20 protein-coding genes and 2 pseudogenes are annotated in these 24925 nt (G+C 70.6%); 6 read left to right on the top strand and 16 right to left on the bottom strand.

The annotated features are described in order from the left end of the window. Nucleotides 1–40 precede the first annotated feature (40 nt). Both AB0H43_RS34415 and AB0H43_RS34410 read left to right on the top strand, forming a co-directional pair. A complete protein-coding gene (locus tag AB0H43_RS34415) occupies nucleotides 41–940 on the top strand; it encodes an alpha/beta hydrolase (protein WP_360006412.1) in 900 nt (299 codons plus the stop codon). A 132-nt stretch (nucleotides 941–1072) separates the two neighbouring features. Then, complete coding sequence (locus AB0H43_RS34410) at nucleotides 1073–1597, top strand: Uma2 family endonuclease (protein ID WP_360006410.1); 525 nt, start codon at nucleotides 1073–1075, stop codon at nucleotides 1595–1597. An 11-nt stretch (nucleotides 1598–1608) separates the two neighbouring features. Here the strand turns inward: AB0H43_RS34410 and AB0H43_RS34405 are convergent, their stop codons facing one another. After that, complete coding sequence (locus tag AB0H43_RS34405; RefSeq protein ID WP_360006408.1) at nucleotides 1609–1992, bottom strand: nuclear transport factor 2 family protein; 384 nt, start codon at nucleotides 1990–1992, stop codon at nucleotides 1609–1611. Between the two features lie 264 nt (nucleotides 1993–2256). Here AB0H43_RS34405 and AB0H43_RS34400 point away from each other — a divergent pair, with 264 nt between their 5' ends. Continuing rightward, on the top strand, nucleotides 2257–4113 hold the full coding sequence (locus AB0H43_RS34400) for an ABC transporter ATP-binding protein (protein ID WP_360006405.1): 1857 nt from the start codon (nucleotides 2257–2259) through the stop codon (nucleotides 4111–4113). After that, the gene (locus tag AB0H43_RS34395; protein ID WP_360006402.1) at nucleotides 4110–5903 is read left to right on the top strand and encodes an ABC transporter ATP-binding protein; all 1794 of its coding nucleotides are present in this window, start codon (nucleotides 4110–4112) and stop codon (nucleotides 5901–5903) included. The genes AB0H43_RS34400 and AB0H43_RS34395 overlap by 4 nt, the downstream gene beginning before the upstream one ends. 21 nt (nucleotides 5904–5924) lie before the next feature. Here the strand turns inward: AB0H43_RS34395 and AB0H43_RS34390 are convergent, their stop codons facing one another. The 15 genes and pseudogenes from AB0H43_RS34390 to AB0H43_RS34320 form a co-directional block, all read right to left on the bottom strand. Further along, nucleotides 5925–7412, bottom strand: coding sequence for an MFS transporter (locus AB0H43_RS34390; RefSeq protein ID WP_360006400.1), 1488 nt, complete (start codon nucleotides 7410–7412; stop codon nucleotides 5925–5927). A gap of 256 nt (nucleotides 7413–7668) precedes the next feature. Further along, the gene (tuf, locus tag AB0H43_RS34385; RefSeq protein WP_360006397.1) at nucleotides 7669–8871 is read right to left on the bottom strand and encodes an elongation factor Tu; all 1203 of its coding nucleotides are present in this window, start codon (nucleotides 8869–8871) and stop codon (nucleotides 7669–7671) included. Nucleotides 8872–9129: 258 nt separating this feature from the next. Beyond that, nucleotides 9130–9885: a hypothetical protein gene (locus tag AB0H43_RS34380; protein WP_360006394.1), complete on the bottom strand. Its 756-nt coding sequence runs from the start codon at nucleotides 9883–9885 to the stop codon at nucleotides 9130–9132. 19 nt (nucleotides 9886–9904) lie between these two features. Then, nucleotides 9905–11410, bottom strand: a complete 1506-nt coding sequence (locus tag AB0H43_RS34375) for a class I SAM-dependent methyltransferase (protein ID WP_360006393.1) — start codon at nucleotides 11408–11410, stop codon at nucleotides 9905–9907. Between the two features lie 45 nt (nucleotides 11411–11455). Next, a complete protein-coding gene (locus AB0H43_RS34370; RefSeq protein WP_360006390.1) occupies nucleotides 11456–11803 on the bottom strand; it encodes an Hsp70 family protein in 348 nt (115 codons plus the stop codon). A gap of 105 nt (nucleotides 11804–11908) precedes the next feature. Further along, a complete protein-coding gene (locus AB0H43_RS34365) occupies nucleotides 11909–12442 on the bottom strand; it encodes a VOC family protein (protein WP_360006388.1) in 534 nt (177 codons plus the stop codon). Nucleotides 12443–12521: 79 nt separating this feature from the next. After that, the gene (locus AB0H43_RS34360) at nucleotides 12522–13307 is read right to left on the bottom strand and encodes a TrmH family RNA methyltransferase (protein ID WP_360006385.1); all 786 of its coding nucleotides are present in this window, start codon (nucleotides 13305–13307) and stop codon (nucleotides 12522–12524) included. A gap of 188 nt (nucleotides 13308–13495) precedes the next feature. Further along, on the bottom strand, nucleotides 13496–15073 hold the full coding sequence (locus tag AB0H43_RS34355) for an FAD-dependent oxidoreductase (protein ID WP_360006384.1): 1578 nt from the start codon (nucleotides 15071–15073) through the stop codon (nucleotides 13496–13498). Between the two features lie 67 nt (nucleotides 15074–15140). Continuing rightward, nucleotides 15141–15905, bottom strand: coding sequence for an ATP-binding cassette domain-containing protein (locus tag AB0H43_RS34350; protein WP_360006381.1), 765 nt, complete (start codon nucleotides 15903–15905; stop codon nucleotides 15141–15143). Beyond that, nucleotides 15892–16953, bottom strand: a complete 1062-nt coding sequence (locus tag AB0H43_RS34345; protein WP_360006446.1) for an ABC transporter ATP-binding protein — start codon at nucleotides 16951–16953, stop codon at nucleotides 15892–15894. Before AB0H43_RS34345 ends, AB0H43_RS34350 begins: the two co-directional genes overlap by 14 nt. Beyond that, nucleotides 16950–17660: pseudogene (locus AB0H43_RS34340) on the bottom strand (ABC transporter substrate-binding protein); the annotation flags it as partial. The gene AB0H43_RS34345 and the pseudogene AB0H43_RS34340, both read right to left, overlap by 4 nt. Nucleotides 17661–17733: 73 nt before the next feature. Beyond that, a pseudogene (locus tag AB0H43_RS34335) lies at nucleotides 17734–18489 on the bottom strand (ABC transporter substrate-binding protein); the annotation flags it as partial. A gap of 32 nt (nucleotides 18490–18521) precedes the next feature. Beyond that, complete coding sequence (locus AB0H43_RS34330; protein WP_360006378.1) at nucleotides 18522–19406, bottom strand: ABC transporter permease; 885 nt, start codon at nucleotides 19404–19406, stop codon at nucleotides 18522–18524. Further along, nucleotides 19403–20332: an ABC transporter permease gene (locus AB0H43_RS34325; protein ID WP_360006376.1), complete on the bottom strand. Its 930-nt coding sequence runs from the start codon at nucleotides 20330–20332 to the stop codon at nucleotides 19403–19405. Before AB0H43_RS34325 ends, AB0H43_RS34330 begins: the two co-directional genes overlap by 4 nt. Further along, on the bottom strand, nucleotides 20329–21432 hold the full coding sequence (locus AB0H43_RS34320; RefSeq protein ID WP_360006373.1) for a LacI family DNA-binding transcriptional regulator: 1104 nt from the start codon (nucleotides 21430–21432) through the stop codon (nucleotides 20329–20331). The genes AB0H43_RS34325 and AB0H43_RS34320 overlap by 4 nt, the downstream gene beginning before the upstream one ends. Before the next feature lie 198 nt (nucleotides 21433–21630). Here AB0H43_RS34320 and AB0H43_RS34315 point away from each other — a divergent pair, with 198 nt between their 5' ends. Both AB0H43_RS34315 and AB0H43_RS34310 read left to right on the top strand, forming a co-directional pair. Then, nucleotides 21631–22593, top strand: a complete 963-nt coding sequence (locus AB0H43_RS34315) for a dihydrodipicolinate synthase family protein (RefSeq protein ID WP_360006370.1) — start codon at nucleotides 21631–21633, stop codon at nucleotides 22591–22593. Nucleotides 22594–22762: 169 nt separating this feature from the next. Next, nucleotides 22763–24922, top strand: a complete 2160-nt coding sequence (locus AB0H43_RS34310; RefSeq protein WP_360006367.1) for an exo-alpha-sialidase — start codon at nucleotides 22763–22765, stop codon at nucleotides 24920–24922. The last annotated feature ends 3 nt before the right edge of the window (nucleotides 24923–24925 follow it).

The raw sequence follows: 24925 nt of genomic DNA, 5'->3' as shown, positions 1-24925 counted from the left end.
TACAATGCGAGTGCATTGTAAAAACGCCGGGAGGGCCGAGATGACGGTCGAATACACCAAGAACGGGCCGACGAAGATCGCGTACGAGACCTTCGGCGACCCGTCCGGAGAGCCCCTGCTGCTGATCATGGGCCTGGACTTCCAGATGGTGTACTGGCCCGACGACTTCTGCCGGATGCTCGTCGACCGCGGCTTCTTCGTGGCGCGCTTCGACAACCGGGACGCCGGACTCTCCGAGCACTTCACCTCCGCCCAGCAGCGGCATCCGATCGCCGCCCTGTTCCGCCGCGACCGGACGCCCGCCTACACCGGCGAGGACATGGTCGGCGACGGGCTCGCCGTCATGGACGCCCTCGGCTGGAAGTCGGCGCACGTCGCCGGGGCCTCCCTCGGCAGCTTCCTCGCGATCGCCACCGCACTCGGCCACCCCGACCGCGTACGCAGCCTGGCGCTGCTGCTGGCCACCCCGTCCGGCATGCGGGCGTCCCTGCGCTACATCCAGTTCGGCTTCATCGCCAAGATGGGCAAGATCAAGCATCCCGACACCGACGAGGGCGCGATCCAGACGCTGGTCGACATCTCGCGGGCGCAGTCGTCCCCCCGTAATCCGGTCGATCTGGCCTGGGCGCGGGAGGTCGCCGAGATCGCCCACCGCCGGGCGCCTCGCGACCAGTCCGGCACGCAGCGCCAGCTGGCCGCCGTCCGCTCCTACCCGGGCCTCGCCGCGCGACGCCTCCCGGTGTCGGCGCCGACGATCATCGTCAACGGCGCGGACGATCCCCTGCTCCGCGGACCGGCCGCCGCGAAGGCGCTCGCGAAGGCGATCCCGGGGTCGACGGCGAAGATCGTGCCCGGCATGGGCCACGATCTTCCCGCCGCGCTGTGGTCCCAGCTCGCCGACGACATCGCCGCTAATGCGGGTATGAGTCACCATTCGTGAGCACTCTCGCGCGTGTGGTGACTCGTAAGGTGGGTTTTTATTCTGCGACCTTTTCGGTGTCAGAATGTGTCCATGACGACCGACGAATCGGCTGGTGAACCGGCTTACGGTGAGCGCGGAAGGGAGCGCCCGTTGCTCACATTGGACCTCACGCCGGCCGAATGGACGGTGGAGGACATCGAGAAGCTTCCTCACGACGGCAATCGTTACGAGCTGCACGAGGGAAGCCTGGTCATCATGTCCCCCGCCATCATCTGGCACAACCGCATCGCTCACCGAATAGTCGCGCTCTTCGACCGGGCCGAGCGCATCGCCACCCACGAGGTCGGGATCAAGTTCGGCGACCGCAGCACCCGCATCGCAGACGTCGCTGTGTTCGCCGGAGAACCGGACGAACGCCGCGCCCACCATCCGCCGTCAGCCATCGCGATCGCGGTGGAGATCGTGTCGCCGGAGTCCGAGGAGCGCGACGTCGGCTCGAAGCCCGCGAAGTACGCCCGTGCCGGCATTGCCGAGTACTGGCTGGTCCGGTTCCCCGGTGACGACGACGTCCGGGACGCCGACATCACGCGTTTCGTCTTGGCGGACGGCGCCTATCGCGCGGTCGAACAGTGCCGGCTGTCCGAACTGGAGAAGACCGGTCTTCCCGCGGACTGACACCGCACGGATCAGTAGCGCTCGACGAGGTGCTCGCGGCCGGCCGGCGGCTCGTACGCCTCCGGCCAGTAGTCGGTGACCTTCGTGATCGCCCCGTCGGTCCCGATCTCCAGCCAGACGCAGGCGTCCATCCGTTCGTCGCCGACCCCGACGTCGAGCCACAGCGCGGCGTATCGACGGTCGGCCACGACTCTGCGCACGTCGAGGTGCCAGTCGCCCGGGTATTCGACGTTGAACCTCAGGAACTTCTCCCGGCCGTGCACGCGCTCGCGGGTCTGCGGCAGCTCGTAGACGACGTCCTCGGCGATCAACGCCTCCCAGCGGGGCCAGTCTCGCCGCTCCAGGCTCTCCACATAGTCCAGGGCGGTCCGGCGCGTCTCCTCGGTGGTGTCCACGCGACCATCCTCGCCCGCCGATCTGACATTTCGGTTGACATCCGCCCGGCGTGCCTCGAAGATCGCCCGCATGGTGTGAACCGCAGCCGTTCTCCGTGACTTCGCCCGCCGCGCCGACTGAGCGCAGCTCCACTCGCGGGCGTGGGCGTCGTGCGCCCACCACCGGCTGTTCGTTCGTCGCCCCACTGCCGCCGACCCTGAGCTGACCATGTCCGGCGTGGCCGGATCACGCTCCCCTCAGGGCGGATCGAGGGAGTTCACACCGTGAGTACTATCGGGCTGGCCGCCCAGATCGAGGCGACCGCCACGATGCGCGACCGCATCGAGATGCTGAGGAAACTCCGGGCCGTCGGCCTGGGCCTGCTCACCGCGCTGGCCGGGCTGACCGTCCTGGAAGGCCTCGTGCCCGCGACCGCCGCGGTCGCCTTCGCCGCACTGGTGTCCCGGTTGGACGCCGTCGTCTCCGGCGACGCCGCCGTGGCCGTCACCCCATTGCTCGTCTATCTCGTCGTCGTCCTCGCCGGGTACGCCCTCGGCGTGCTCCGCGAACCGTTGCGGTACCTCGCCCAGACCCGGATCGACGGCGAGCACCGGGCTCGGGTCGCCCGGCTCACCAGCACCAGCGTCACCGTCGGCGCGTTGGAGCGCCCCGAGGTGCAGGCGCTGATCTGGCAGACCCGGGCCGATCCCGAGAGCTTCATCGAAGGCACACCCGGTCCGGGCGTCCTCGTCCAGCTGGACCTGATCGGCCGGCTGCTGGCCATGGTCAGCGCGGGCGTCGTCCTCGCCGCGTACGCCTGGTGGCTGGTTCCGGTGCTCGTGGCCGCCGGGCTCGTCGCCGAACGGCTGTATTCGCGGGAGGCGAAGCGACGGCGGCTGGTCTGGCGGCGCTCGATCGCGCCCGGCATGCACGCCGACGTGTGGGCGAACGCGATCGTCTCCCCGAGCGAAGGCAAGGAGGTCCGGGTCTTCGGCCTGGGCGACTGGGCCGTCGGGCGGATCCAGCATCACCTGCGAGTGGCGTTCGATCCGATGTGGACACACGGGCGGCGTACGCTGGCCGGCCAGTGGCGACCCGCGCTGATCCTGACGGTTCCCCTGCTCGCGGCGTACGCCGGGGTGGCGCTGGCCGCCGTGCGCGGCGATGCCACGGTCGCCGTCGCGGCGGCGGTGTTCGCCGCGTCCACCGCCGTCTACCAGGCTCTCACCGAGAATCCGCACCTCACCGTCAACACCGTGCACTGCCTGCGGGCGTACGAGCAGCTGCGCGAGGAGCTGACCAGCCGGCCGACGCCAGAGCAGCCGATCGAGCCGGCGAAGCGGCCCGCCATCCGCTTCGAGAACGTCGGCTTCCGGTACGCCGGAACCACCCACCCCGTGCTCGACGGGCTGGATCTGGAGATCCGCCCGGGCGAGCTGCTCGGCGTCGTCGGGCTCAACGGAGCCGGCAAGTCGACCCTGATCAAGCTGCTGGCCCGGCTGTACGAGCCGACCGCCGGACGGATCACCGCCGACGGCACGGACGTGGCGGACCTGCCGCCGCAAGTGTGGCGGCGTCGCCTGTCCATCGTCTTCCAGGACTTCGTGCGCTACCCCCTGACGGTCGCCGACAACGTCGCGCTCGGCAACGGAAGCGTGCCCCGCGACGAGGAGGCCATGGCGGCGGCCGCCCGCGACGCCGGGCTCGCCGACGTCCTCGACCGGCTGCCACTGGGCTGGGACACTCCCCTGGCCCGCTCCCGCACCGGCGGAGTGGACCTGTCCGGCGGCCAATGGCAGCAGGTCGTGCTCGCCCGGGCCCTGTACGCCGTGCGTACCGGGGCGGAGGTGCTCGTGCTGGACGAGCCGACCGCGCATCTGGACGTGCGTACCGAGTTCGATGTGTTCGAACGGCTCGCGGCGCACAAGGGCGACGCCACCGTCGTCCTCATCTCCCACCGGCTGTCGACCGTACGCCAGGCCGACCGCATCGTGCTGCTCGGCGACGGCCGGATCACCGAATCCGGCCACCACGACGACCTCATGACCCTCGGCGGCGCGTACGCCGGGATGTTCGCCCTGCAGGCCGAACGGTTCCAGCGGGGCTTCGACGACCGCCTCGAGGAAGGTGACGTGCGGTGAACCGGCGATACCTGGGACTGCTCGCCGATGTGCTGCGCCAGTCGTGGCGGCACTACCCCGGCGCCACGGCTGCGCTGCTGACGGTGAAAGCCGCCGCCGCCGGGACGACCCCGGCCCTGGCATTGGCGCTGGGCGCGGCGATCGACGGGATCATCCGGGGCGACCGGAGGGCCGCGGTGCTCGGTGCTACCGCCGCCGCGCTCGTCTTCGGCCTCACCGTCTACCTGAAGGATCTCAGCCGCAACCTCGACGCCATGCTGGTCGACCGGCTCGGCGCCCTGCATCTGCGCCGGGACGTCGAATCCCGGCTCGCCGGGCTGCCAGGGCTCGGGCATCTGGAACGCACCGACCTGCTCGACCGGGTCACGCTGCTACGCGGATTCGGCTGGCGCATGAGCGCGTCGCTCTGGACCGCCGTGATCGCCGTCTTCGTCGGCCTCCGGCTGATCCTCCTGCTCGTCGTGCTCGGCACGGCGGTCACCCCGTGGTTGCTGCCCCTCGTGGTGTTCGCGGCCGCGCCGATCTACTTCGAACGGCGGGGCCAGCGCACGACCTTCCAGGCCGAACTCGACACCGCCGAGGCGTACCGGCTCCAGCGGGAGCTGTTCAACCTCGCCACCGGCCCGGCCGGGGGCAAGGAGCTGCGCGTGTGCGGCGTCGGCGACCAGCTCGCCGAGCGCCAGCGCGCGGCCTGGTCGGAGGCCCTGGGCGTACGCTATCGGGCACGAGTGAAGGCCGCGGCCGGGAACCTGGCCGGCTGGGCGCTGTTCACCCTCGGCCTCGGGGCCGGCCTCGGCCTGGTCGTCTACCGGGCGGCGCACGGCGACGGAACCATCGGCGACCTCGTCCTGGCCGTCACGGTGGCCGCGACGTTGCGCGACGCGTTGCAGGACGCGCTGTTCGGCGTCGCCGAGGCGATGGCCGGGCGTACGCTCGCCGACCCCTATCTCTGGCTACGGGACTACGCCACGACCGCCGGCCACCCCGGTACGCTTCCCGCCCCGACCGAACTGCGCGACGGCATCGTCCTCGACCGGGTGTCGTTCACCTACCCGGGCGCGGACGAACCGGCCGTGGACGAGGTCAGCTGCCGGCTCCCCGCCGGTTCGGTGGTGGCCGTCGTCGGCGAGTACGGCTCCGGAAAGTCCACCCTGGTCAAACTGCTGACGAAGTTCTACCAGCCGGACGAGGGCCGGATCACGGTCGACGGAACAGACCTGGCCGACGTCGACACCGCCCGCTGGCGGGCCGGGACGAGCGCGGCGTTCCAGGACTTCGGCCGATTCCACGTACGCTTCCGCGACGCCGTCGGACTCGGCGACCTCCCGCACCTGCACGACGACACCCGAGTCGCGGCCGCCGTCCACGCCGCCGACGCCGACGGGTTCGCCCACCGGCTGCCGGACGGGCTGGACACCCAGCTCGGCCGGGCGTACGCGGGCGTCGAACTGTCCGAAGGCCAATGGCAGAAGACCGCACTGGCCCGCGCCTCGATGCGGCCCGAACCGGTGCTGTTCGTCCTCGACGAGCCGACGGCCTCCCTCGACGCACCCAGCGAACACGCCATCTTCCAGCGCTACATGGACCGCGCCCGGCGGCTCGCCGAGCGTACGGGGGCGATCACGGTCGTCATCTCCCACCGGTTCTCCACCGTCGCCGGAGCGGACCAGATCCTCGTGCTCGACCGAGGCCGCCTCGTCGAACAGGGCACCCACGCCGACCTGATGACCGCCGGCGGCCGGTACGCCGACCTCTACGGCATCCAGGCCGACGCGTACGCCCGAACCTGAGAGCCCGACGGGGCCGGACCGTCACATCGGCCCGGCCCCGTGCACCGGGAGGTCACTCTTGTGCGCCTTCACCACGGTCGCCATGACCACGGTCGCCACACCCAAGATGATCGCCGCCCACAGGAACGCGACGGTGTAGCCGTGCACCGCCGCCTCCGCCTGAGTCTGCTGCGGCCGCAACACCACACCGGCCGCGTGATCGGTCAGGTACGCCGTCACCGCCGACACGAACAACGTGTTCAGCAACGCCGTCCCGAGCGACGCACCGACCTGCTGCGTCGCGTTCAGCGTGGCACTGGCCGCCCCGGCGTCGTGCTCGGCCACCCCGATCAGCGCCAAGCTGGACAACGGCACGAAGATCGCGCCAAGGCCGAGACCGAGCAGGATCTGCGCCGGCAACACATGAGAGACGTACGCGGTGTCGACGCCGATCTGCGTCAGCCATAACAGCGCCGCCGTCGCGAACACCCCACCGGTCACCATGAACACCTTCGGCCCGACCTTCGGCACGAGCTGGCTGGCCACCGCCGCCGCGACGAACACACCCGCGCTGACCGGCAACGCGGCCAGACCGGCCTTCATCGGCGAATACCCCAGCGTCCGCTGGAAGTAGAACGTCATGAACAGGAACGAACCGAACAGGCCCGCACCCACGAACAGACTGCCCAGGTACGCCCCACCTCGATTGCGGTCCAGCAGAATCCGCAACGGCAACAGCGGATTGCGTACGCGCATCTGCAGGAACACGAAGACTCCGACGAGCAGCACACCACCGATGAGGAAGCCCAGCGTCACCGGCGCGTCCCACCCGTCGGTGGCCGCCTTCGTGAAGCCGTACACGATCGAGGCCAGACCCACCGTCACGACGATCGCGCCCGGCACGTCGAACGTCGTGTTGCCGTGCGCCCGGCTCTCCGGGACGACGGCGAGCGCCGCGAACAGCGCCAGCAGTGCGATCGGAATGTTCACCAACAGGCACCAGCGCCAGTCGGCGTACTCCGTGAGGACACCACCGAGCAGCAGCCCGACCGCCGCGCCGCCCGCCGCGATCGCGCCGTAGACGGCGAACGCCCTCGACCGCTCGTGCACCTCCGTGAACAGGACGGTCAGCAGAGCCAGGCTGGCCGGCGCGAGCAGAGCCCCGAACGCGCCCTGCAACGCACGTGCGGCGAACAAGGTGGCGCCGTGCTGGGCCAGACCGCCGAGCCCGGACGCCAGGGCGAAACCCAGCGCTCCGGTAATGAATGTCCGCTTCCGGCCCCAATAGTCGGCGATGCGCCCGCCGAGCAGCAGGAACCCACCGAACGTCAGCGTGTAGGCGGTCACCACCCACTGCCGGTCCGGGTCGCTGATCCCCAAGTCCGCCTGCGCCTGCGGCAGCGCGATGTTCACGATCGTGGCGTCCAGCACCACCATGAGCTGGGCGACGGCGATGACCGCGAGCGCGAGCCAGCGCCGTGGATATTCCGAGATCGGCACGCCCGATCGGGTCGCCTGCAATGTGTCCACGGTGAATCCCCCTCACCCGTGTCGAGCAGACCCCCAATCCTTCTCGGCTCCGCCCCGCCCCGGGCGAAGACGGACATACCTACCGCGCTGTCCGATTCGCCGAATGGGTGCGCCACGGCCCGGGTGCGTCTCACCCCGTAGAGCGTCCTAGGACCATAGGTGATCCACATCCCGAATCGTGTCGCGAGCTGTGGTCTCCGCGACGTTTTCCGGGATGTGGATCACTGACTGTCCGTTGAAGACCGATGACGTGGCGCTAAGCCAGCAGATCGGTCACGGTGCCGCCCGCGACGGTACGGCCGCCTTCGCGTACGGCGAAGCCGAGGCCGGCCTCCATCGCGATCGGCGCGCCGAGGACGACCGTCAGCTCGACGGTGTCGCCGGGGCGTACCTCGGCGACCCCACCGAGACCGGGGTCGCCCAGCTCCACCGATCCGGGCACGTCCGTGGTCCGGAAGTAGAACTGCGGCCGGTAGTTCGCGTAGAACGGCGTACGCCGCCCGCCCTCGGCGGTGGTGAGCGCGTACAGCCGCGCCCGGAACCGCGAGTACGGGCGGACGCTGCCGGCCGCCGCGACGACCTGCCCCCGGCGTACCTGGTCCCGCTTGACCCCACGGAGCAGGATCGCGGCGTTGTCTCCCGCCTCGGCCCGCTCCAGCGCCTTGCCGAACGTCTCCAACCCGGTCGCCACCGCCGAGAAGGTCGGTTCGAGGCCGACGACCTCGACCGTCTCCCCGACGGTCAGCGTCCCGCGCTCGATCGCTCCGGTGACCACGGTGCCCCGTCCGGGGATCGTCAGCACGTTCTCGATCGGCATCAGGAACGGCTGCGTCAGCTCGCGATGCGGAACCGGCACGTACGCGTCGACCGCGTCCAGCAGGTCCACGATGGACTGAGTCCAGCGTGGGTCGCCTTCCAGCGCCTTCAGCGCCGATACGCGTACCACTGGGATCTCCTGGCCGGGGAACCCGTTGGAGGTCAGCAGCTCGCGGACCTCGAGCTCGACGAGGTCGAGCAGTTCGGGGTCGCTCACCGCGTCGGCCTTGTTCATCGCGACCACCAGGTGCGGCACGCCGACCCGGCGGGCGAGCAGCACGTGCTCGCGGGTCTGCGGCATCGCGCCGTCGAGGGCGGACACGACGAGGATCGCACCGTCCACCTGAGCCGCGCCGGTGATCATGTTCTTGACGTAGTCGGCGTGGCCGGGCATGTCGACGTGGGCGTAGTGCCGCGTCGCCGTCTCGTACTCGACGTGGGCGATGGTGATCGTGATCCCGCGGGCGATCTCCTCCGGCGCGCGGTCGATGCCGTCGAACGCGACGAACCGGTTCGCCGCGGGGTCGCGCTCGGCGAGAACCTTGGTGATGGCCGCGGTCAGCGTGGTCTTGCCGTGGTCGACGTGTCCCATCGTCCCGATGTTGAGATGCGGCTTGGCGCGGATGAACGTGGTCTTGGACATGGAGGAATCCTTCGAAGTCGGCTGATGGATGGCTCAGGACGGCGTGCGGCACTCTCCTCCGTGTCCTGGGTGCCCAGGCCGGCTCCGGCGCGGCAGCGCTGGGCGGTTTGGGGTGGAGGAGAGTCAGCTATCCAGTCGGGCCGACTTCGCGCGCACGGCGACGGCGCCCGGCAGGCGAAGGCCTGCGAGCGCGCCGAATCCAGCCGTGGCGAACATGATCAGGAAGGTAACCCGGGGCTTCCGGGCGCGGCAACCGATTTACGCGGCGGCCGCCGCCCGCGCCAGCACCTCTCGGAGCAGCTCATGCGGGAAGCCTTTCCCGTCCGACTCCGGCCGCGCGCTCCGGATCGAGTAGAACTCCCGGCCGTGGTTGTCGGCCTGCTCACCCCAGGAGTGGCCGGCCTCGTCGCGGTGCCAGGTCACGTGCTCGCCACGGAAATCCGACCGCTCCAGCCAATCCGCGCCCTGCGGCCAGTAGCTCGCCCACCGCTTCGGGCGCACCTTCTTCGGGCGCAGCGAGGCGTACGCCGCGTCGACGGTGGCGACCGCCGAGTCGACGTCGTCATCGTCGAACACCGCCGCGAACCGGCACAGCAAGGCCAGCGCCGGGCCCGGATGGGTCAGCTCCGGATCCCGCGCCGCGAGCGCCCGGCAGATCAGGTCCAGTTCGGACCAGCGCAACGCGTACGGGTGCCAGTGGGCCAGATCGTCCCAGCCGAGTTCGGCCTCCGGCCGGCCCGGCCCGTACGCGGCGAGGTTGTACGAGTCGAGGGACACGTCGAAGTCCAGGAGCAGGCCGTAGCCGTCGCCGACCTCGAACCGCAGCTCGCGATGGAACTCGCCGTCGCCTTCGTCGTCCTCTTCGGCATCGTCGTCGGGCTCGAAGGCCTCGTCCAGGTCGTCCGCGAGGTCGCCGAGCCGGTCGGCGCCGGGACCCTCGTCATGGGCGTAGAAGTATCGCGCCCAGAACATCGGATCGGACAGCAACGGACGGACCTGATCAAGCACTGCCATCGCCCGATTCTGCCGCACGTCAGGTGTTCAGCGGACGCCGGGCCACCAGCAGCACGTGGGTGACGGGCCAGTCCAGCGGCCGGCCGTCGAGGTCGGTCAGCGACGCCACCGGAGCGATCCGGTTGCCGACGACCCAGTCGTTGCGCAGCGTACGCGAAGCGGCGTCGACCTCGAAGCCGACGTCGGCGAGCAGGCTCTTCCAGTCGGCGTACTCCAGTCCGCAGAACTGCTCCTGCGTCTCCGGCATCCAGTTGCCGGCGTAGTCCTTGCGCGTCAGGTAGTCCATCGCGTCGCCGAGGGACAGCCGGAGCAGGTCCCCGTCGACCTTGAAGTCCACGCCGAACCGGTAGTCGACGGCGAACTGGTCGAACCGCGCGCGGGTAGACAGCCCCGCCACGTACGCCGCGACCTCGGCCGACGGTCGCTCAGCCAGATCACGCCGGGGTTCGACGGGGTTCTCGCCGTCGGTGCGGTCGAGGCGCAGCAGTACCGGGCGCCCACGGTCGTCGGGGCCGCAGACGTCGCTGTTGATCCACACTCCGCCCGGCACGGTGTGGTCGTAGATCGCCTGGACGAAGGCGCGCAGCGAGGTCGCCTGCTCCCCGTAGGACCAGATTTCGTGGGTGAGCGCGAAGGTCAGCGTGGTGTCGACCGAGCGGGGTGGGAAGACCGCACCGCCGAGCACGTTGCGGCGGTAGAAGAACACGTTCGGATTGGTGAAGACGCCCTGCGCCTTCTTGTGCACGCACTCGTCGAACAAGTGCCGGGCGACCTCCACCCCGACCAGATCGCTCTCCCGCAAGGCGGGCTCCCGGTCGGCCAGTTCGAGCACCGCGCCCGCGCCGCAGCCGATGTCGACGATGCGGCCGGGACGGACGTATTCGCGTACGGCCGACCATTTGCGGGCGGCACTGTCGGCGAACGACTCGGCGTAGCTGCGGTAGTCCCGCGTCGCGGTCAGGCCGCCCTCGTCGCCGACGACCGGATCGTTCACGACGGTACGCACAGCCTCGGTCAGCTGATACCGGTCGAAGACGTCGACCGTCGCCGGATGCGCCAGATCCCGCCACGTCTCGTCGCCGCGCGCCAGCCGCGTCAGCACATCCCATGGGCGTTCGGCCCCGGTCTCCTGTTCCACGGTCGCGATCTCGTAGCCGAGCCTCGCGTAGAGCGCCGCCACTTCCGGCGTCGAACACGCGACGACCGTGTTCTCCGGAGTCAGGACGATCCCCGTCTCCGTCGCGATGTTCTTGATCGTCACCTCGGCGAACCGATCCGTCGGCGCGGTGTCGAACACCGGCACCACCAGGGACCGGAGCCCGGTCAGGACGCTGAACCGCTCGATGGCCGCCTCGCGCCGGTGGTACGCCACCGGGTTGCGCCGGGTGTTCGCGTGGTTCGCCGACGTCACCGCCCAGACGACGGTCCAGAGGCCGGGGCCGCCGTTCACCGTCAGGCGGCTCAGGTACTCCGCCTGGAAGCGGGTCAGGACGTGGTGGCGGCCGGGGAACAGCACGAACTTCATGAGCAAGTGATACCTCATACGCCGGGTTCCGCCCGGCGTCGGGGTTCAGGCGGCCGCGCTGACGACCTCCAGATCGGCGCCTTCGCCGTCGACCGCGCTGAGACGGAACGACCCGTCCTCCCCGATCGCGAAGGTCACCCGGATCTGCGGAGCGCCCCGCGGGGCGTCGCCGGGCAGCAGGAGTTCGTACCGGCCCACGACGACCGGCCCGTCCTCGCCGCCCCGCAGCACGCCGACCTTGATGCTGCGCTGGGCGTCGGCGGCCGTGGTGAAGACAGCCGACTGCCGGCACGGCACGCGGGCGCCCTCCGGTATCAGCGTGGTGAATACCCCGCCGCGTGTCTCCAGCCCGACCCCGACCGTCGTCGCACCATCGCGAAGCGGAATGTCCACAGCTCGCATCGTATGCCCCCGCGGTGCCGTCGGCCGTCGAGGCCCGGCTGCGGGCGCGCCCCGTCGGCGGAACTCACGAGGAGCTGAAGCAGGCGCCGGAGTGGCTCAGCCTTGTGCCGGCGACGGCAGGCTGACGGCGCTGACCTCCCGGTCCACGCCCCCGCTCAGCTCACGATCCAGCGTCTCCTGCGCGTCGCGCATCGCGTCGGCGTACTGGGGCTCCGACAGGCGGCGCAGCCCCTCCTCCACCGGCACGTCTTCGACGATCGCGCTGATCCACCAGATGTTGCCGAAGGGGTCGCGTACGCGTCCGCCGCGCTGACCGAAGGCGTGCGTGGCCGACGTCGTGACCACGCGCGCACCGGCCGCGACCGCCCGTTCCATCGCGAGGTCGGCGTCCGGGACGAACACCCGGAGCAGCGACGGCATCGACGGCCAGCCCGGTCGCTGGTCGAAGGCGAGCAGGACGGTGTCGCCGACGCGGATCTCGGCGTGGCCGATGCTGCCATCCGCCAACGGCACCCGGCCCTGCTCCACTCCGTCGAACACTGTGGTGACGAAGTCGAGCAGGCGGCCGGTGTCGGGGGTTACGATCCACGGCGCGGCGGTCGTGTAGCCGGCTGGCGCGTTGGTGCTCATTGCGGTACTCCCTTGGGTGCGATCTTGCTTCACGCTTCGACTCTAGATCCGCTTTAGGCGAGCTCCGTTCCTAATTGGGTCAACCAAACAGCAGCACCCCCGCCGCGACGGCGACGTTGAGCGAATCGGCCCGGCCTCGCATCGGGATGGAGACGGGTTCGTGCGGCACCGACCGCCACTGCGGGGACACTCCCCGGCCTTCGGAACCGACGACGAACGCGGTCGGGCCGGGCAGCTCACCGCCGGGCGTACGGAAACCGCCGGGCGCGCCGGGCAACGCCAGCCGGATCGTGAACCCCGCGCGGAGCAGCCAGTCCGCGGCCGCCGCCGGTTCGCCGAAGTCGACGACGGGCGTGGTCAGCAGCGTGCCACGGCTGGCGGTGAACACGTCGGGGTGTTCCAGGCGCGCCTGACGATTCGTGAGCAGCAGGGCCCGCGTACCGCTGGCGTCGACGATGCGGATCAGCGCGCCCAAGTTGGTGGCGTACTCGATGCCGTCGGCGACGAGGATCTTGGCACTCACGCCGAGGGGGACGCCGTCGATGTGGCCGTCGCCGAGCGGCCAGTCCGGCAGGCGTACCAGGGAGGCCAGGCCGGACGGCTTCGTGCGGCGGCTGATGCGGGCGTAGGTCTTGGCGGACACCTCGACCGCGGTACGCGCCCGCCCGGTCAGGTCGCGGGCGAGCCGCCGGGTCGAGGGTTCCAGCAGATCGGGGCAGAGGACGAGGACGTCGATGTCGGCGTCGGCCTGGAGCAGGCACTGGTGCGCCCAGACGCCTTCGGCGACGACGGATCCGGACGGGGTCCGGGCGGACAGGAAGGCGCTGATGCGCGGATCGCGTGCGCTGACGGGCACGGCGGCCATGGCGGTCTCCGAGTGGAGGGTACGGCGAAGGCAGGCGCGTCGTCTGAAGGACTTACCTGCGTCAGGGCATGTGTGCGCCGGGAAGCGGCGCGCCGGTGTACGCGCGGTCTACCGGGTGCCCTGGCCGAACACGGCCATGGTCATGCGCCGCAGGGTAGTCCCTGCGGCGCATGGGTGGAACCGAATATTCAGTAGCCCCGGATCGCCGGCCAGGCGAGTTCGAAGCCGTCGGCGACCAACTCGTTCTGGAAGCGTTCGAGCAACGCCGGGGTCTCATGCACCTGAGCCGGTTCGAGTCCGTTCGCCAGGCAGTGCGCCGCCAGAGCCCCGGCCGCCTCCCCGGCGTTCCACTCCACCGGATGCAGCCGATAGCAGCCGTTGGTGATGTGCGTGGTGCCCATGTTCTTGCCCGCCGCCAGCAGGTTGCGGATGCGTACGGGCAGCAGGGCGCCGAGCGGGATCTGGAACGGGCTGCTGCCGACGTCGATGTAGTTGTCGCCGCCGGTCGACGGGTGCAGGTCGATGCGGTACATGCCGACGCCGACGCTGTCCGGATAGGACACTGCGCCGTGCTCACCGCGTACGGCCAGCGACAGGTCCTGCTCGACGACGGTCCGGCGGGCCCGGATGCGCCGCGATTCGCGGATGTAGGGCGTCTTGGCCAGACCGTCGGCGGTGCCCATCACGTCGGGCCGCAGGCGCAGCCCGTGCCAGCCCGTACCTCCGTCCGGGCGCGGCGCCTCGGTCTGGAGCCAGTAGAACATGCTCAGGGCCAGCTGCCGGGAGCCGTCGAGGTGCTTGTCGCGCTCCTCGTCGGACACTCCGATCAGCGGTCCCGGCAGGTAGTCGATCATCGGCCAGTTCACGATGGTGACGTCGCTGGCGAGGAACCCGGGCTGGAACTGCTCCCGGGCGAGGATGCGCCGGAAGATCCACAGGTCCTTGTCCCCCGGGTCGCGGCTCTGGTCGGCCACGACCGGGCCGGACGAGCCGTGCGGGACGAAGGTGCGCGCGACCGGTTCGAGCGTCCGCGGATCGGGCGCGACCAGGCTCAGCAGCCGGTCCGGCCAGAACGGCGGCTGGTACTCGCGCCAGAAGCCGTACTGGTCGGGACGGTCGATCGTGTGGTCCTCGCCGTCGCGGTGCTCGACCGCGAACACCCAGGAGAACGCCTGCATGTTGTCCGGCTGCGCCACCGCCGGCGCGCTCGGCTCGCCGGTCTCGTCCCGGGACTCGAAGCCGGTCACGTGCTCCACGCCGGCCATCGGCAGCAGATCGCCCAATTCGGTGGCGTCGAGGACGAACGGCGCGCTCGCCTCGACCCGGGTACCGTCGGGCCCCTCGAACAGCACCGACGTGACCCGGTCCCCGTCGCTCTCGACGGCGATCGGGCGGTGTGCGTACCAGATGGTCAACCGGCCCGCGGCCAGATGCGGCCCGACCATCGCCGCGAGCACGGTGGCGGCCACGCGCGGCTCGTGACAGAGCCGGCTGACCCGGCCGAGACCGGGGTTGAGGTCGGTCGTGGCGTGCGCGACGGAGGTGAGCGGATACCAGCGGCGGTAGTGGTCGCGGATCGCCTCGCGGAGCGCGCGGTACGAGCGCGTCGCGCCGAACTGCTCGATCCAAGGATGCTCGTCCGGTGGCACGCCCTGGCTGGTCAGCTGGCCGCCCAGCCAGTCGGTGGGCTCGGTCAGCAGGACCGTGCGGCCACGGCGCAGTGCGGCGAGCGCGGCGGCGACTCCCCCCAGGCCCCCGCCTACCACCAGCACATCAGCGTTTCGAGCTGGTACGCGGGATGAGCCGTCCGTCATTGGTGTTTCCTCCCCAGGTTCATTCGTTCAGTTCGAGCGCCGCGTCGAGCAGGCTCTGGGTGTACTCGTGTCGCGGCGCGCCCAGGACGTCGGCGGCCGGGCCCTCCTCGACGAGTTCGCCGCGCCGCATGACGGCGATCCGATCGGCGATCTGGTGCACGACGCCGAGGTCGTGCGAGATGAACAGCATCGACAGGTGGTGCTTCTCCCGCAGGTCCACGAGCAGCCGCAGGACCTGCGCCTGCACCGAGACGTCGAGCGCGGAGACCGCCTCGTCGCAGACGAGCAGCCGGGGCTTGGCGGCCAGCGCGCGGGCGATGCTGACCCGCTGGCACTGGCCGCCGGACAGCTCGCCGGGCCGTTGCCGGGCGACGCCGGCGTCCAGCCCGACGTCGTCGAGCAGCCCGTGGAGGGCGGCCGTGCGGTCACCCTCGGGTGCGGTCACCGGGTGCGTACGCCACACCTCCTCGATCACCGCCGCGACCGTCATGCGCGGGTTCAGCGAGGACCGCGGGTCCTGGAAGACCATCTGGACCGCCCGGTGCAACGCGGCGGAGCGTCGGCCCAGCCGGCCCAGTGGATGTCCATCTAGGACGATGATGCCCGCGTCGGGCCGGACGAGGCCGACGACCGCCCGGGCCACCGTCGTCTTGCCGGAGCCGGACTCGCCCACGAGCCCGACCGTCTCCTCCGGCGCGACCGACAAGCTCACGCCGTCGACCGCGACGACCTTGGTACGCCGCCCGAAGCTGACCCGGAGGTCGCGTACGTCAAGCAGCGTCATGCCGCACCTCCTCGGCACGCTGGACTTCTTCGGAGAAGTGGCAGGCGGCCCACTGGCCGGGGGCGACCTCCCGGACGACGGGTTGCTCGACCTTGCACCGTTCGCGGGCCAGCGGGCAGCGCGGATGGAAGGCGCACCCGGACGGCCGGTTGGCCGGGGTCGCGGGCGTGCCCGGCAACGGCGACGCGATCGCCGTACGCGTCCGGACAGCGGGCACGCTCTGCACGAGTGCCCGGGTGTAGGGATGGGCCGGGCGGTGCAGGACCTCCTTGGTCGGGCCTCGTTCGGCCACGCGCCCGGCGTACATGACGACGGTCTGCTGCGCGACGTGCGCAACGACCCGGAGATCGTGGCTGACCAGGACCATGGCGAGCCCGTCGTCGTCCTGAAGGGACCGCAGCAGCCGCAGGATGCGCGACTGCACGGTCACGTCCAAGGCGGTCGTCGGCTCGTCGGCCAGCACCAGCGCGGGACTGCCCGCCAGGGCCATCGCGATGACGGCGCGCTGCCGAAGACCGCCGGAGAACTCGTGCGGGTAGCTGTCCGCGCGGGTCGCCGGGTCGGGCACACCCGCCCGGTCGAGCAGTTCGACCACGCGGCGGCGCACCTCGTCGCGCGGGCGGCCCGACCGGCGCAGGATCTCGCCGACCTGCCGGGCGATCGTCTGGGTCGGATTGAGGGCGGCGAGCGGATCCTGGAAGATCATCGCGATCTCGTGCCCGCGCAGAGCGCGTCGCCGAGCCGGCGTGGCCTGGAGCAGGTCCTCCCCACGCCAGCGCAGCTCGCCGCCGGTCTCGGCGCCGTCGGGCAGCAGGCCGATGAGGGCGTTGGCCGTCATCGTCTTGCCGCTGCCCGACTCGCCGATCAGTCCCACGGTCGTCGCCGCCGGGACGTCGAACGACACCCCGTCGACGACGCGCACAGTCTCTGCGCCGGCCCGAACGCTCGAGCCGGGAGTGAGGACGGAGGGTCGGCGACGATCAACACGGCCACCGGCGGGGCCGGGCAGGTCGACGACCAGCCCGGACACCTCCAGCAGACTTGTCATGATCCGCTGACGCCGATCGTGGAGAAGTCCGGCAGCCCGTTCGGGTCCGGCACGACGCCGGTCAGGTTCTTGTTCCAGGCGTACGCGAACTTCACGGCCATCGGGAACATGCCGACCGCGTCCGACCAGATGATCTTGCTGGCCTCGCCGTAGAGGCGTACACGCTCGTTCTTGTCCGGGCTGGCCCCGGCCGCGGCGAGCAGCTTGTCCAGGTCCGGGTTGCAGTAGCCGTTGCGCTTGGCGGCGCAGGTGTAGAGCCGGCCGAGGGTGTTCGCCCCGTCGAAGGTCGGGTTGGACAGCTGCTGGAAGTTGATGTCCCAGTTCAGGGCCAGCAGGTCCTTGGTGAACACCGCCTGCTCCTTCTCCAGCAGGTCCACCTGGACGCCGATCTTCGCCAGGTCGGAGACGACCGCCTGGTTGAACTGGCGGAACTCGGCGTTGGCGAACTGGAGCCGCAGCTTCTTGCCGAAGTCGAAGCCGGCCGCCTGCAGGGCCGCCTTGGCCGCCGCCGGGTCGTACTTCTGGGCCTCCTGCGACGAGTAGCCGAGCGTCACCGGCGAGACCGGCGCGTCCGACAGCGTCCCCGTCTGCGGATACAGGGTCTTGATGATGGTCGCGAAGTCCACCGCCTGCCACAGCGCACGGCGTACGGCGGCTTCGGAGAGCGCCGGGATCGACGAGTTGAACCACATCGTGAAGACCGCGGTGCTGGGGACCCGTCTGGATGGTCAGGTTGCTGTCGCTCTGCAGCTGCGGCAGCTGGTCGTCGGGGATTCCCCAGATCAGGTCGGCCTCACCGGTCCTCAGCGCGGTCAGCCGGGCGGCGAGCTCCGGCATCTTCTTGATGGTCACCTTCGTGACCTTGGGCGCGCCGGCGTAGTAGCCGCTGTTCGGGGTGAACACGACGGTGCCCGCCGAGTCGAACTTCTCCAGCTTGAACGGGCCGGAGCCGACCGGGTGCTGGAAGAACTCCTTGTCCTCGCCCTGCACGCTCTTGGGCATCACGAAGAAGACGGCCAGCTTGTACGGGATGGCGGCGTCGGGCTTGGTCGCCTTCAGCACGACCTCGGACGGCGAGGTCGCCGTCATCGTGTAGCCGGTGAAGTTCGCGGCGTTCGTGCTCTTGAGCTCGATGAACCGCTGGAACGAGGCGACCACGTCGTCGGCGGTGACGGCCGAGCCGTCGCTGAACTTCACGCCCGAGCGCAGTTTGAAGGTCCACTGCGCGGCGGTGCCGTCGGGCGTCCACTCGGTGGCCAGGTCGCCCTCGAGGCTGCCGTCCGCCTTGGGCCGGACCAGCCGGCTGAACAGCGCCTTCGAGGTGAGCTGGGTGCCGGTCGCCCCGCCGCCCGAAGGGCTGGCCGGGTCGAGGCTCTCGATCGAATAGGTCCCGGCGACGGTGATCTCCTTGCCGCCGCCGGCGGAGCCGCCGCTGGTGGTACCGCAAGCGCTCAGGGCCAGCGAGGCGGTCAGCGCGGCGCCGAGCACGGCCAGCGCCGTACGCCGGGTTCCGCGCGGGGCACGATATCTGGTCATCGATGCCTTCCAAAAGGGGAGGGGTGAGCGGTTCATCGGACGTGCCCGCGTCCGTAGCGGGCGGTGAGCTGGTCCCCGAGGATGCCGATCGTGATGATCAGCAGGGACAGCGCGACTCCGGGGATCGCCGAGATCCACCAGGCGGTCGCCAGGTACTGCTTGCCGTTGGCGATGATCTGGCCCCACGACACCGCCGAGGTGGGCAGGCCGATGCCGAGGAAGCTCAGCCCGGCCTCGGCCAGGACGACGAGGGCGAATTCGAGGGTCGCGAGGGCGACGACGGGACCGGCGGTGAACGGGATGATGTGCCGCCACAGGATCGACAGCGGGCGTACGCCGAGCACCCGCGCCGCGTCCACCCAGGCCCGTTCCCGGATGGTCAGCGCGACTCCCCGGGTGACCCGGGCGAACGAGATCCACGCGGTCGCCGACAGCGCGACCACCACGACGAGCACGCTGCGTTCGAAGGCTCCGGCGATCACGATGGTGAGCAGGATCGCCGGGAATGCGAGCAGGATGTCGATGCCCCGGGCGAGGATGGTGTCCAGCCAGCCCCGGAAGTATCCGGCGACGGTGCCGATCGCGACGCCGACGACGCAGGAGACGACGACCGTCGCCAGGCCGATCAGCACCGACGTACGCGCGCCGTAGACCACCTGGGCCAGGACGTCCCGGCCGGTGCCGTCGGTGCCGAACCAGGCGGTCGCGCCCGACGAGACGTGCGACCCCGGTGGCAGCAGGCGGTCCGGCAACGAGGTGTAGACCGGGTTGTAGTCGATGAGCAGCGGGCCGACCCCGCCGACCAGGGCGTAGACCGCCAGGATCGCGTACGGGATCCACCGCGCCCACCGGCGACGGGGACGACGCCGGCGCACCGCGGCAGTGGTCTCCGGAACGCTCTCCAGCACAACTGTCATGCCGCACCGTCCAGGCGGATGCGCGGGTCGAGCCGCGAGTAGACGAGGTCGGTGAGCAGGTTGAAGAGCATGACGATCCCGGCGATGAGGAAGGTGGCCGCCTGGACCAGGCCGTAGTCGCGGTTGGACACCGCGTCGACGACCAGGGTGCCCGCACCTGGCCAGGCGAAGACGTTCTCGACGACGACCGCGCCGCCCATCAGGCCGCCCATGTGCAGGCCGACCACGGTGACGACGGGGATCAGCGAGTTGCGCAGGGCATGGCCGAGCAGCACCTGCCGCTCCGACAGCCCCTTCGAGCGAGCGGTCTGGATGTACGCCTCCCGCATCGTCTCCGCGACGTTGGTCCGGGTGAGCCGGGCGACCACCGCGGTGAACGGCAACGCCAGCGTGACCGCCGGGAGGATGAGGTGCAGCGGGCTGCCTGCCCCCGCACTGGGCAGCAGCCGCAGCGCCTGAGCGAAGACCAGGATCAGCATGATGCCGACCCAGAACGTCGGGAACGACTGCAACGCGATCGACACCGCCGAGACGACCCGGTCGGCGATCGAACCCGGCCGTGCGCCGGCCAGCAGGCCGAGGGTCAGCCCGACGACCACGGCGATCGCCGTCGAGGCGAGCATCAGTTCGGCGGTGGCGGGCAGGCGTTCGAACACCGTCGGCATCGCAGCGGTCCCGAGGCGGTAGGAGTCGCCGAAATTCAGCCGCACGACGTCGCCGAGGTAGCTCAGGTACTGGGCGTACAGCGGCTTGTCGAGGCCGAGCCGGGCGGTCAGCTCCGCGACCTGGTCGCTGCCGGCGTCCGGGCCGAGCATGATGCTGGCCGGGTCACCCGGCGCGACCCGGACGATGAGGAAGATGAGCGAGGCCGCGCCCCACATCACGAGTACGCCGATCAGCAGGCGCTTCACGATCAGCCGGATCATGACGGCGTCACCGGTCCGACCGTCGCGCCGTCGGCGAGCACACACTCCACGCTCTGGTGTGGCGCGCCGACTCGCGGAGCCGAGTCGTCGGCCGCGCCGGAATCGTCGAGCAGCTCCGGATCCTCGAGCAGCTGGACGAGCAGGCGGGTGGCCTGCCGGCCCATCTGTTCCCGGGGTACGACGAGGCCGGTCCAGTCGGTGCCGGTCGGCGGAGCCCCGGCCGAGTCACCGAGGACCACGACACTGAGGTCGCCGGGGATCGACAGGCCCTGCTCCCGGGCGTACGCGAGGATCTGCTCGGCCAGCACCTGCTGCTCGGCGACGATGGCCGTGATGCCGCCGTGGCGGATCTCGGCGAGCAGTCCGGGCACGTCCTCGCCGGATTCGAGCGTCCACACCGGACCGGTCAGCCGGCGCGTCTCACCCGACGACGCCGCCCGGCGGAAGCCCTTCTCCCGATCGCGGCTGGGTTGTGCGTCGCCGTCGCCGATCCGGGCGTACGCGACGCGACGGTGACCCAGTGCGAACAGCCGCTCCGTGAGCTGCTGCGTGGCGGTGGCGTAGTCGGCGGCGACGTACGGGATCGGCGGGCCGGACACCTCACGATGCCCGATGTAGACGAAGGGGTAGCCGGAGTCGCGCAGCCGCTCGATCTCCTCGACATTGGGGTTGCGGCCGAGCAGCAGGGCGCCGTCGGCCAGTGACAACCGGCTGGATCCGTCGCGGAAGATCTGCCGCTCGCCACCTGCGCTGGTGAAGAGCAGCAGGTCGTGACCGAGGTCGGCGGCTTCCTGCTCGATGCCGACGAGGAACGGGAAGTAGAAGTCCACGCTGTTGGTCGGGAACACCGGCTCGAAGGTGTGGACGCCCAGGATGCGATTGCGCCCGCCGGCCAGCGACCGGGCCGAGGGGTTCGCGACGTAACCCCACTCGCGCATGGCGGCCAGCACCCGGTCCCGGGTCGCCGGGCTGATGCGCACCTCCGACTCCCGCTCGTTCAGCACGAGCGAGACGGTGGCCTGGCTGACGCCGGCGAGCCGGGCGATGTCGGCCTGCGTGGGCCGCCGGGCCGGTCCGCGTGGCACGGGGCTTCGGGACACTGTGTGCCTCCTGCTAATGCGCCCTACTAACGGGGGGTATTCGGTGGTCGCAAAGTTTCACACCGGCTACGGCGGGATGTCAAGAGGTGATCCACAACGCGATCCCGATGGGCGAAGGCGAAATACTAATACCTATTAGCGTCTGGCGTCCGGTGGAGATCGCCGGTACCGTCCGGAAGCACTCGTTCAGGAGGTCCCATGTCTACCAGGCACAACAGCGGTCCGGCCACCGACGACGCGGTAAAGCCGCTGGTCAGCGGCACGGTCATCCCGTTGATCACCGCACTGGACTCCCACGGACGGCCGGACGCCGAGGCCGTCGAGCCGCTGCTGGCGTACCTGGCGGAGGGCGGCGTGACGTCGCTGCTGGTGGCCGGGACGAACGGCGAGGGCCCGTTGCTGTCCGGTGACGCCGTCCAGCGGTACGCCACCGACGTGACCGCCCGATGGCGGGCGCTCGTCGGCGACGCCGCCACCGTCATGGTGGCCGCCACCGGCCCGGGCACGGAGGAGACCCGCCGTCGCATCGAGGCGCTGGACGACGTCGACCTCGACGCGGTCGTCGTACTGGCCCCGTTCTACTTCAAGCACACCGAGCGGGAACTGCTGGCGCACTTCCAGGCGGCGGCCGCGCTCGGCCGCCCGATCGTCGTCTACAACAGCCCCGCCTACACGGGCAACCCCGTCCCGGTCAGCCTCATCCGCCGCCTGCTCGACGAACCCGGGATCGTGGGCTTGAAGGACAACTCTGGTGATGCCACGCAATTCGGCCAGTTCTGCGAGGTGGCCGGTGAGCGACCCGGATTCGGCGTCGCCCAGGGCATCGAACGGCAACTGGATGTCGCGCTGCGCCTCGGCGCGTCCGGCACCGTCCCGGGGGTCGGCATGCTCGCCCCCGCCCTCTGCGTCAACCTGTTCCGCGCCGGCAGCAGTGGCGACGACGCCACCGCGACCGCGCTCCAGCAGGACGTCAACCGGCTGGCCGCCCTCTTCGCCATCCGGCCCGGGGCCAGCGGCGTCGTGATCATGAAGACCGCCTTGCACCTGCTCGGGCTGGCTCCCGCGACGGCCGCCGAGCCGTTCCTCCCGTGCACCGACGACGAACTCGCCGCACTGCGTACCGCGCTCGACGGGCTCAGCGACATCCTGCGCCGGGCCTGACCCGACAGCCCCCAGCGCTGGATCAGGGTTCCGGGTCGAATCTTGGCTCAAGATCCGGCCGAGAACCCTGATCCAGCGCGAGAAGACCAGCCGGCAGGAAGCAGTCCCGCTCTAAAGACAGTCCCGCCCCGAAGACAGTCCCGCCTCGAAGACAGTCAAGGAGAGCCGCATGTCCCACCGCATCAGCCGGCGAGCGTTCACCCTCGGCGCCGTCGCCGGCGCTTCCGCGCTCGCCCTGCCCGCCTCCCCCGCCAACGCCAACGCCAACGCCACCGCCAACGCCACCGCCACCGCCACCGCCTCCACTGAGAATGCCGTAGCCTGGGAGGAGTCCGAACCGCAGGCGCCGTTCTTCACTGAGACGACCCTGTGGGACAACACCGTCGACGGGCTGTCGAGCTATCACGTGCACGCCCTGGCCGTCCTGCCCGACGACACGATCCTGGCCTGCACCGAGGGCCGCCACGAGACCTGTGACGCCGGACCGCACGACATCCTCGTACGCCGCAGCACCGACGGCGGCCGGACCTGGAGCCCCACCCAGGTGGTCGAGCAGGCGGTCGACGGTCAGATCTGGGCGAACCCGACGTTCGTCGTGGACAAGATCACCGGTGAGGTCTTCCTCTTCCACAACCTCTGCGAGCAGCTGCCGGAGAACACGAGCTGCTCGGCCGACTCCAGCACGGTTTACCTGGTCTCCAGCACCGACGGCGGGCAGACCTGGAGCGAACGCCGCAGCCTGGCCGGGCTGTTCGACCACTTCCCGTACGGCTGGGCGATGCACGGGCCGGGTCCGGGTCACGGCATCCAGCTCGACTCCGGGCGGCTCATCCTGTCCTGCTCGCACCGGACGGTCATCACCGGCGTACCCACGGCCGACCGGAACTATGGCGCGTCGACGATCTACAGCGACGACCATGGGCGTACCTGGCTGGCCGGAGGCGAGATCCCGATGGAGGCCGGGCTGCCGGTCGCGGGCGAGGCCCGGCTGGTGCAACGGGCCGACGGCGCGGTGGTCATGAACACCCGGCCTGGTTCCGGCAACGACTGGCCGCGGGCGATCGCGGTCAGTCACGATGGTGGCGTGACCTGGTCGAAGCCCCGGATGGACTTCAACGCCGGGCTGTTCAACGGCTGCGACACGAGCCTGATCCGGTACACGGGCGGACCGCACAGCCCGGAGCCGAACCGGATGCTGTTCAGCTTCCCGGACTCGCCGATGCGGTGGAACATGACGGTCGCGGTCAGCTACGACGAGGGCCAGTCGTTTCGCTACAGCCGGTCGCTCAGCCCGATCCGGGCGTTCTACTCCGACCTCGCGCGGCTGTCGGACGGCACGATCGTGCTGCTCTACGGCTGCGACGGCGACCTCGACGGCAGCCCTCGCCGAGTGGCGTTCGCCCGGTTCAACCTCGAATGGCTCACTCAGGGTCGCGACAGCCTCGCGACCGGCCCGGAGGTGACCGAGAAACTCACGCACGACTTGGGCAAGACCGCCAAGCACGCGACCGTCTCCGGTGGCACGCTCACCGTCGTCGTGGAGGCGACGGCTCGGGACGGCTCCCGCGCGGCCTGGACTCCGGAGGCCGAAGGCGACTACGTCGAGTATCCGTTCACGGTGGCTCCGGGTGACGACTACGAGCTGTGGTTGCGCTACTTCCGGTCCGCCGACGGCGGGCTGATCACCGTCACCGTGGACGGCGAGACTCCGCGTACGTCCACACTGGATCTCACCTCGTATCGCGGGGACGGCTACGACACGGCGCTGCTGCGTACCGGACGGCTGGGGGCCGGGCGGCACACGATCCGCTTCACCCTCGCCGGTCCCGGTCGCGGCGGTGGCACGGCCGTCTCGCTCGATCAGCTCAGCCTGGTCGAGGCGGCGCATGCGCCGGACGTCCGCGAGGACTTCGCCGTCGACAACGGCGGCCTCGGCTTCGCCACCACCGGCTCCTGGCCGAGCAGCAGGGGCGTCTTCGGCTACTACGGCTTCAACTACCTCACCCACGCGAAGGGCACCGGGGCCAACAGCGCCCGCTGGCGGCCCGCGCTCCCCGGGGACGACCGCTACGAGGTGCTCATCTCGTACGCCGCCGACCCGAACCGGGCGAGTAACGCGCCCTACACGGTGCATCACGCGGAGGGCGCGTCCACCGTGACCGTCAACCAGAAGCTCCACGGCGTCGCCGACGTACGCATGGGCGAATGGGTCTCGCTGGGCACCTTCCCGTTGCGGGCCGGACTCGACGGTTACGTGGAGCTGACCGACGCGGCTGACGGCGTGGTGATCGCCGACGGCGTACGGTTCCGGCGGCAGGCTCCGGCGTGATCG

The sequence above is a fragment of the Hamadaea sp. NPDC050747 genome (assembly GCF_040654195.1).
Lineage (GTDB): Bacteria > Actinomycetota > Actinomycetes > Mycobacteriales > Micromonosporaceae > Hamadaea.
The sequence above is the reverse complement of the archived record's forward strand: the minus strand, read 5'-3'. Positions and strand labels throughout refer to the sequence as shown.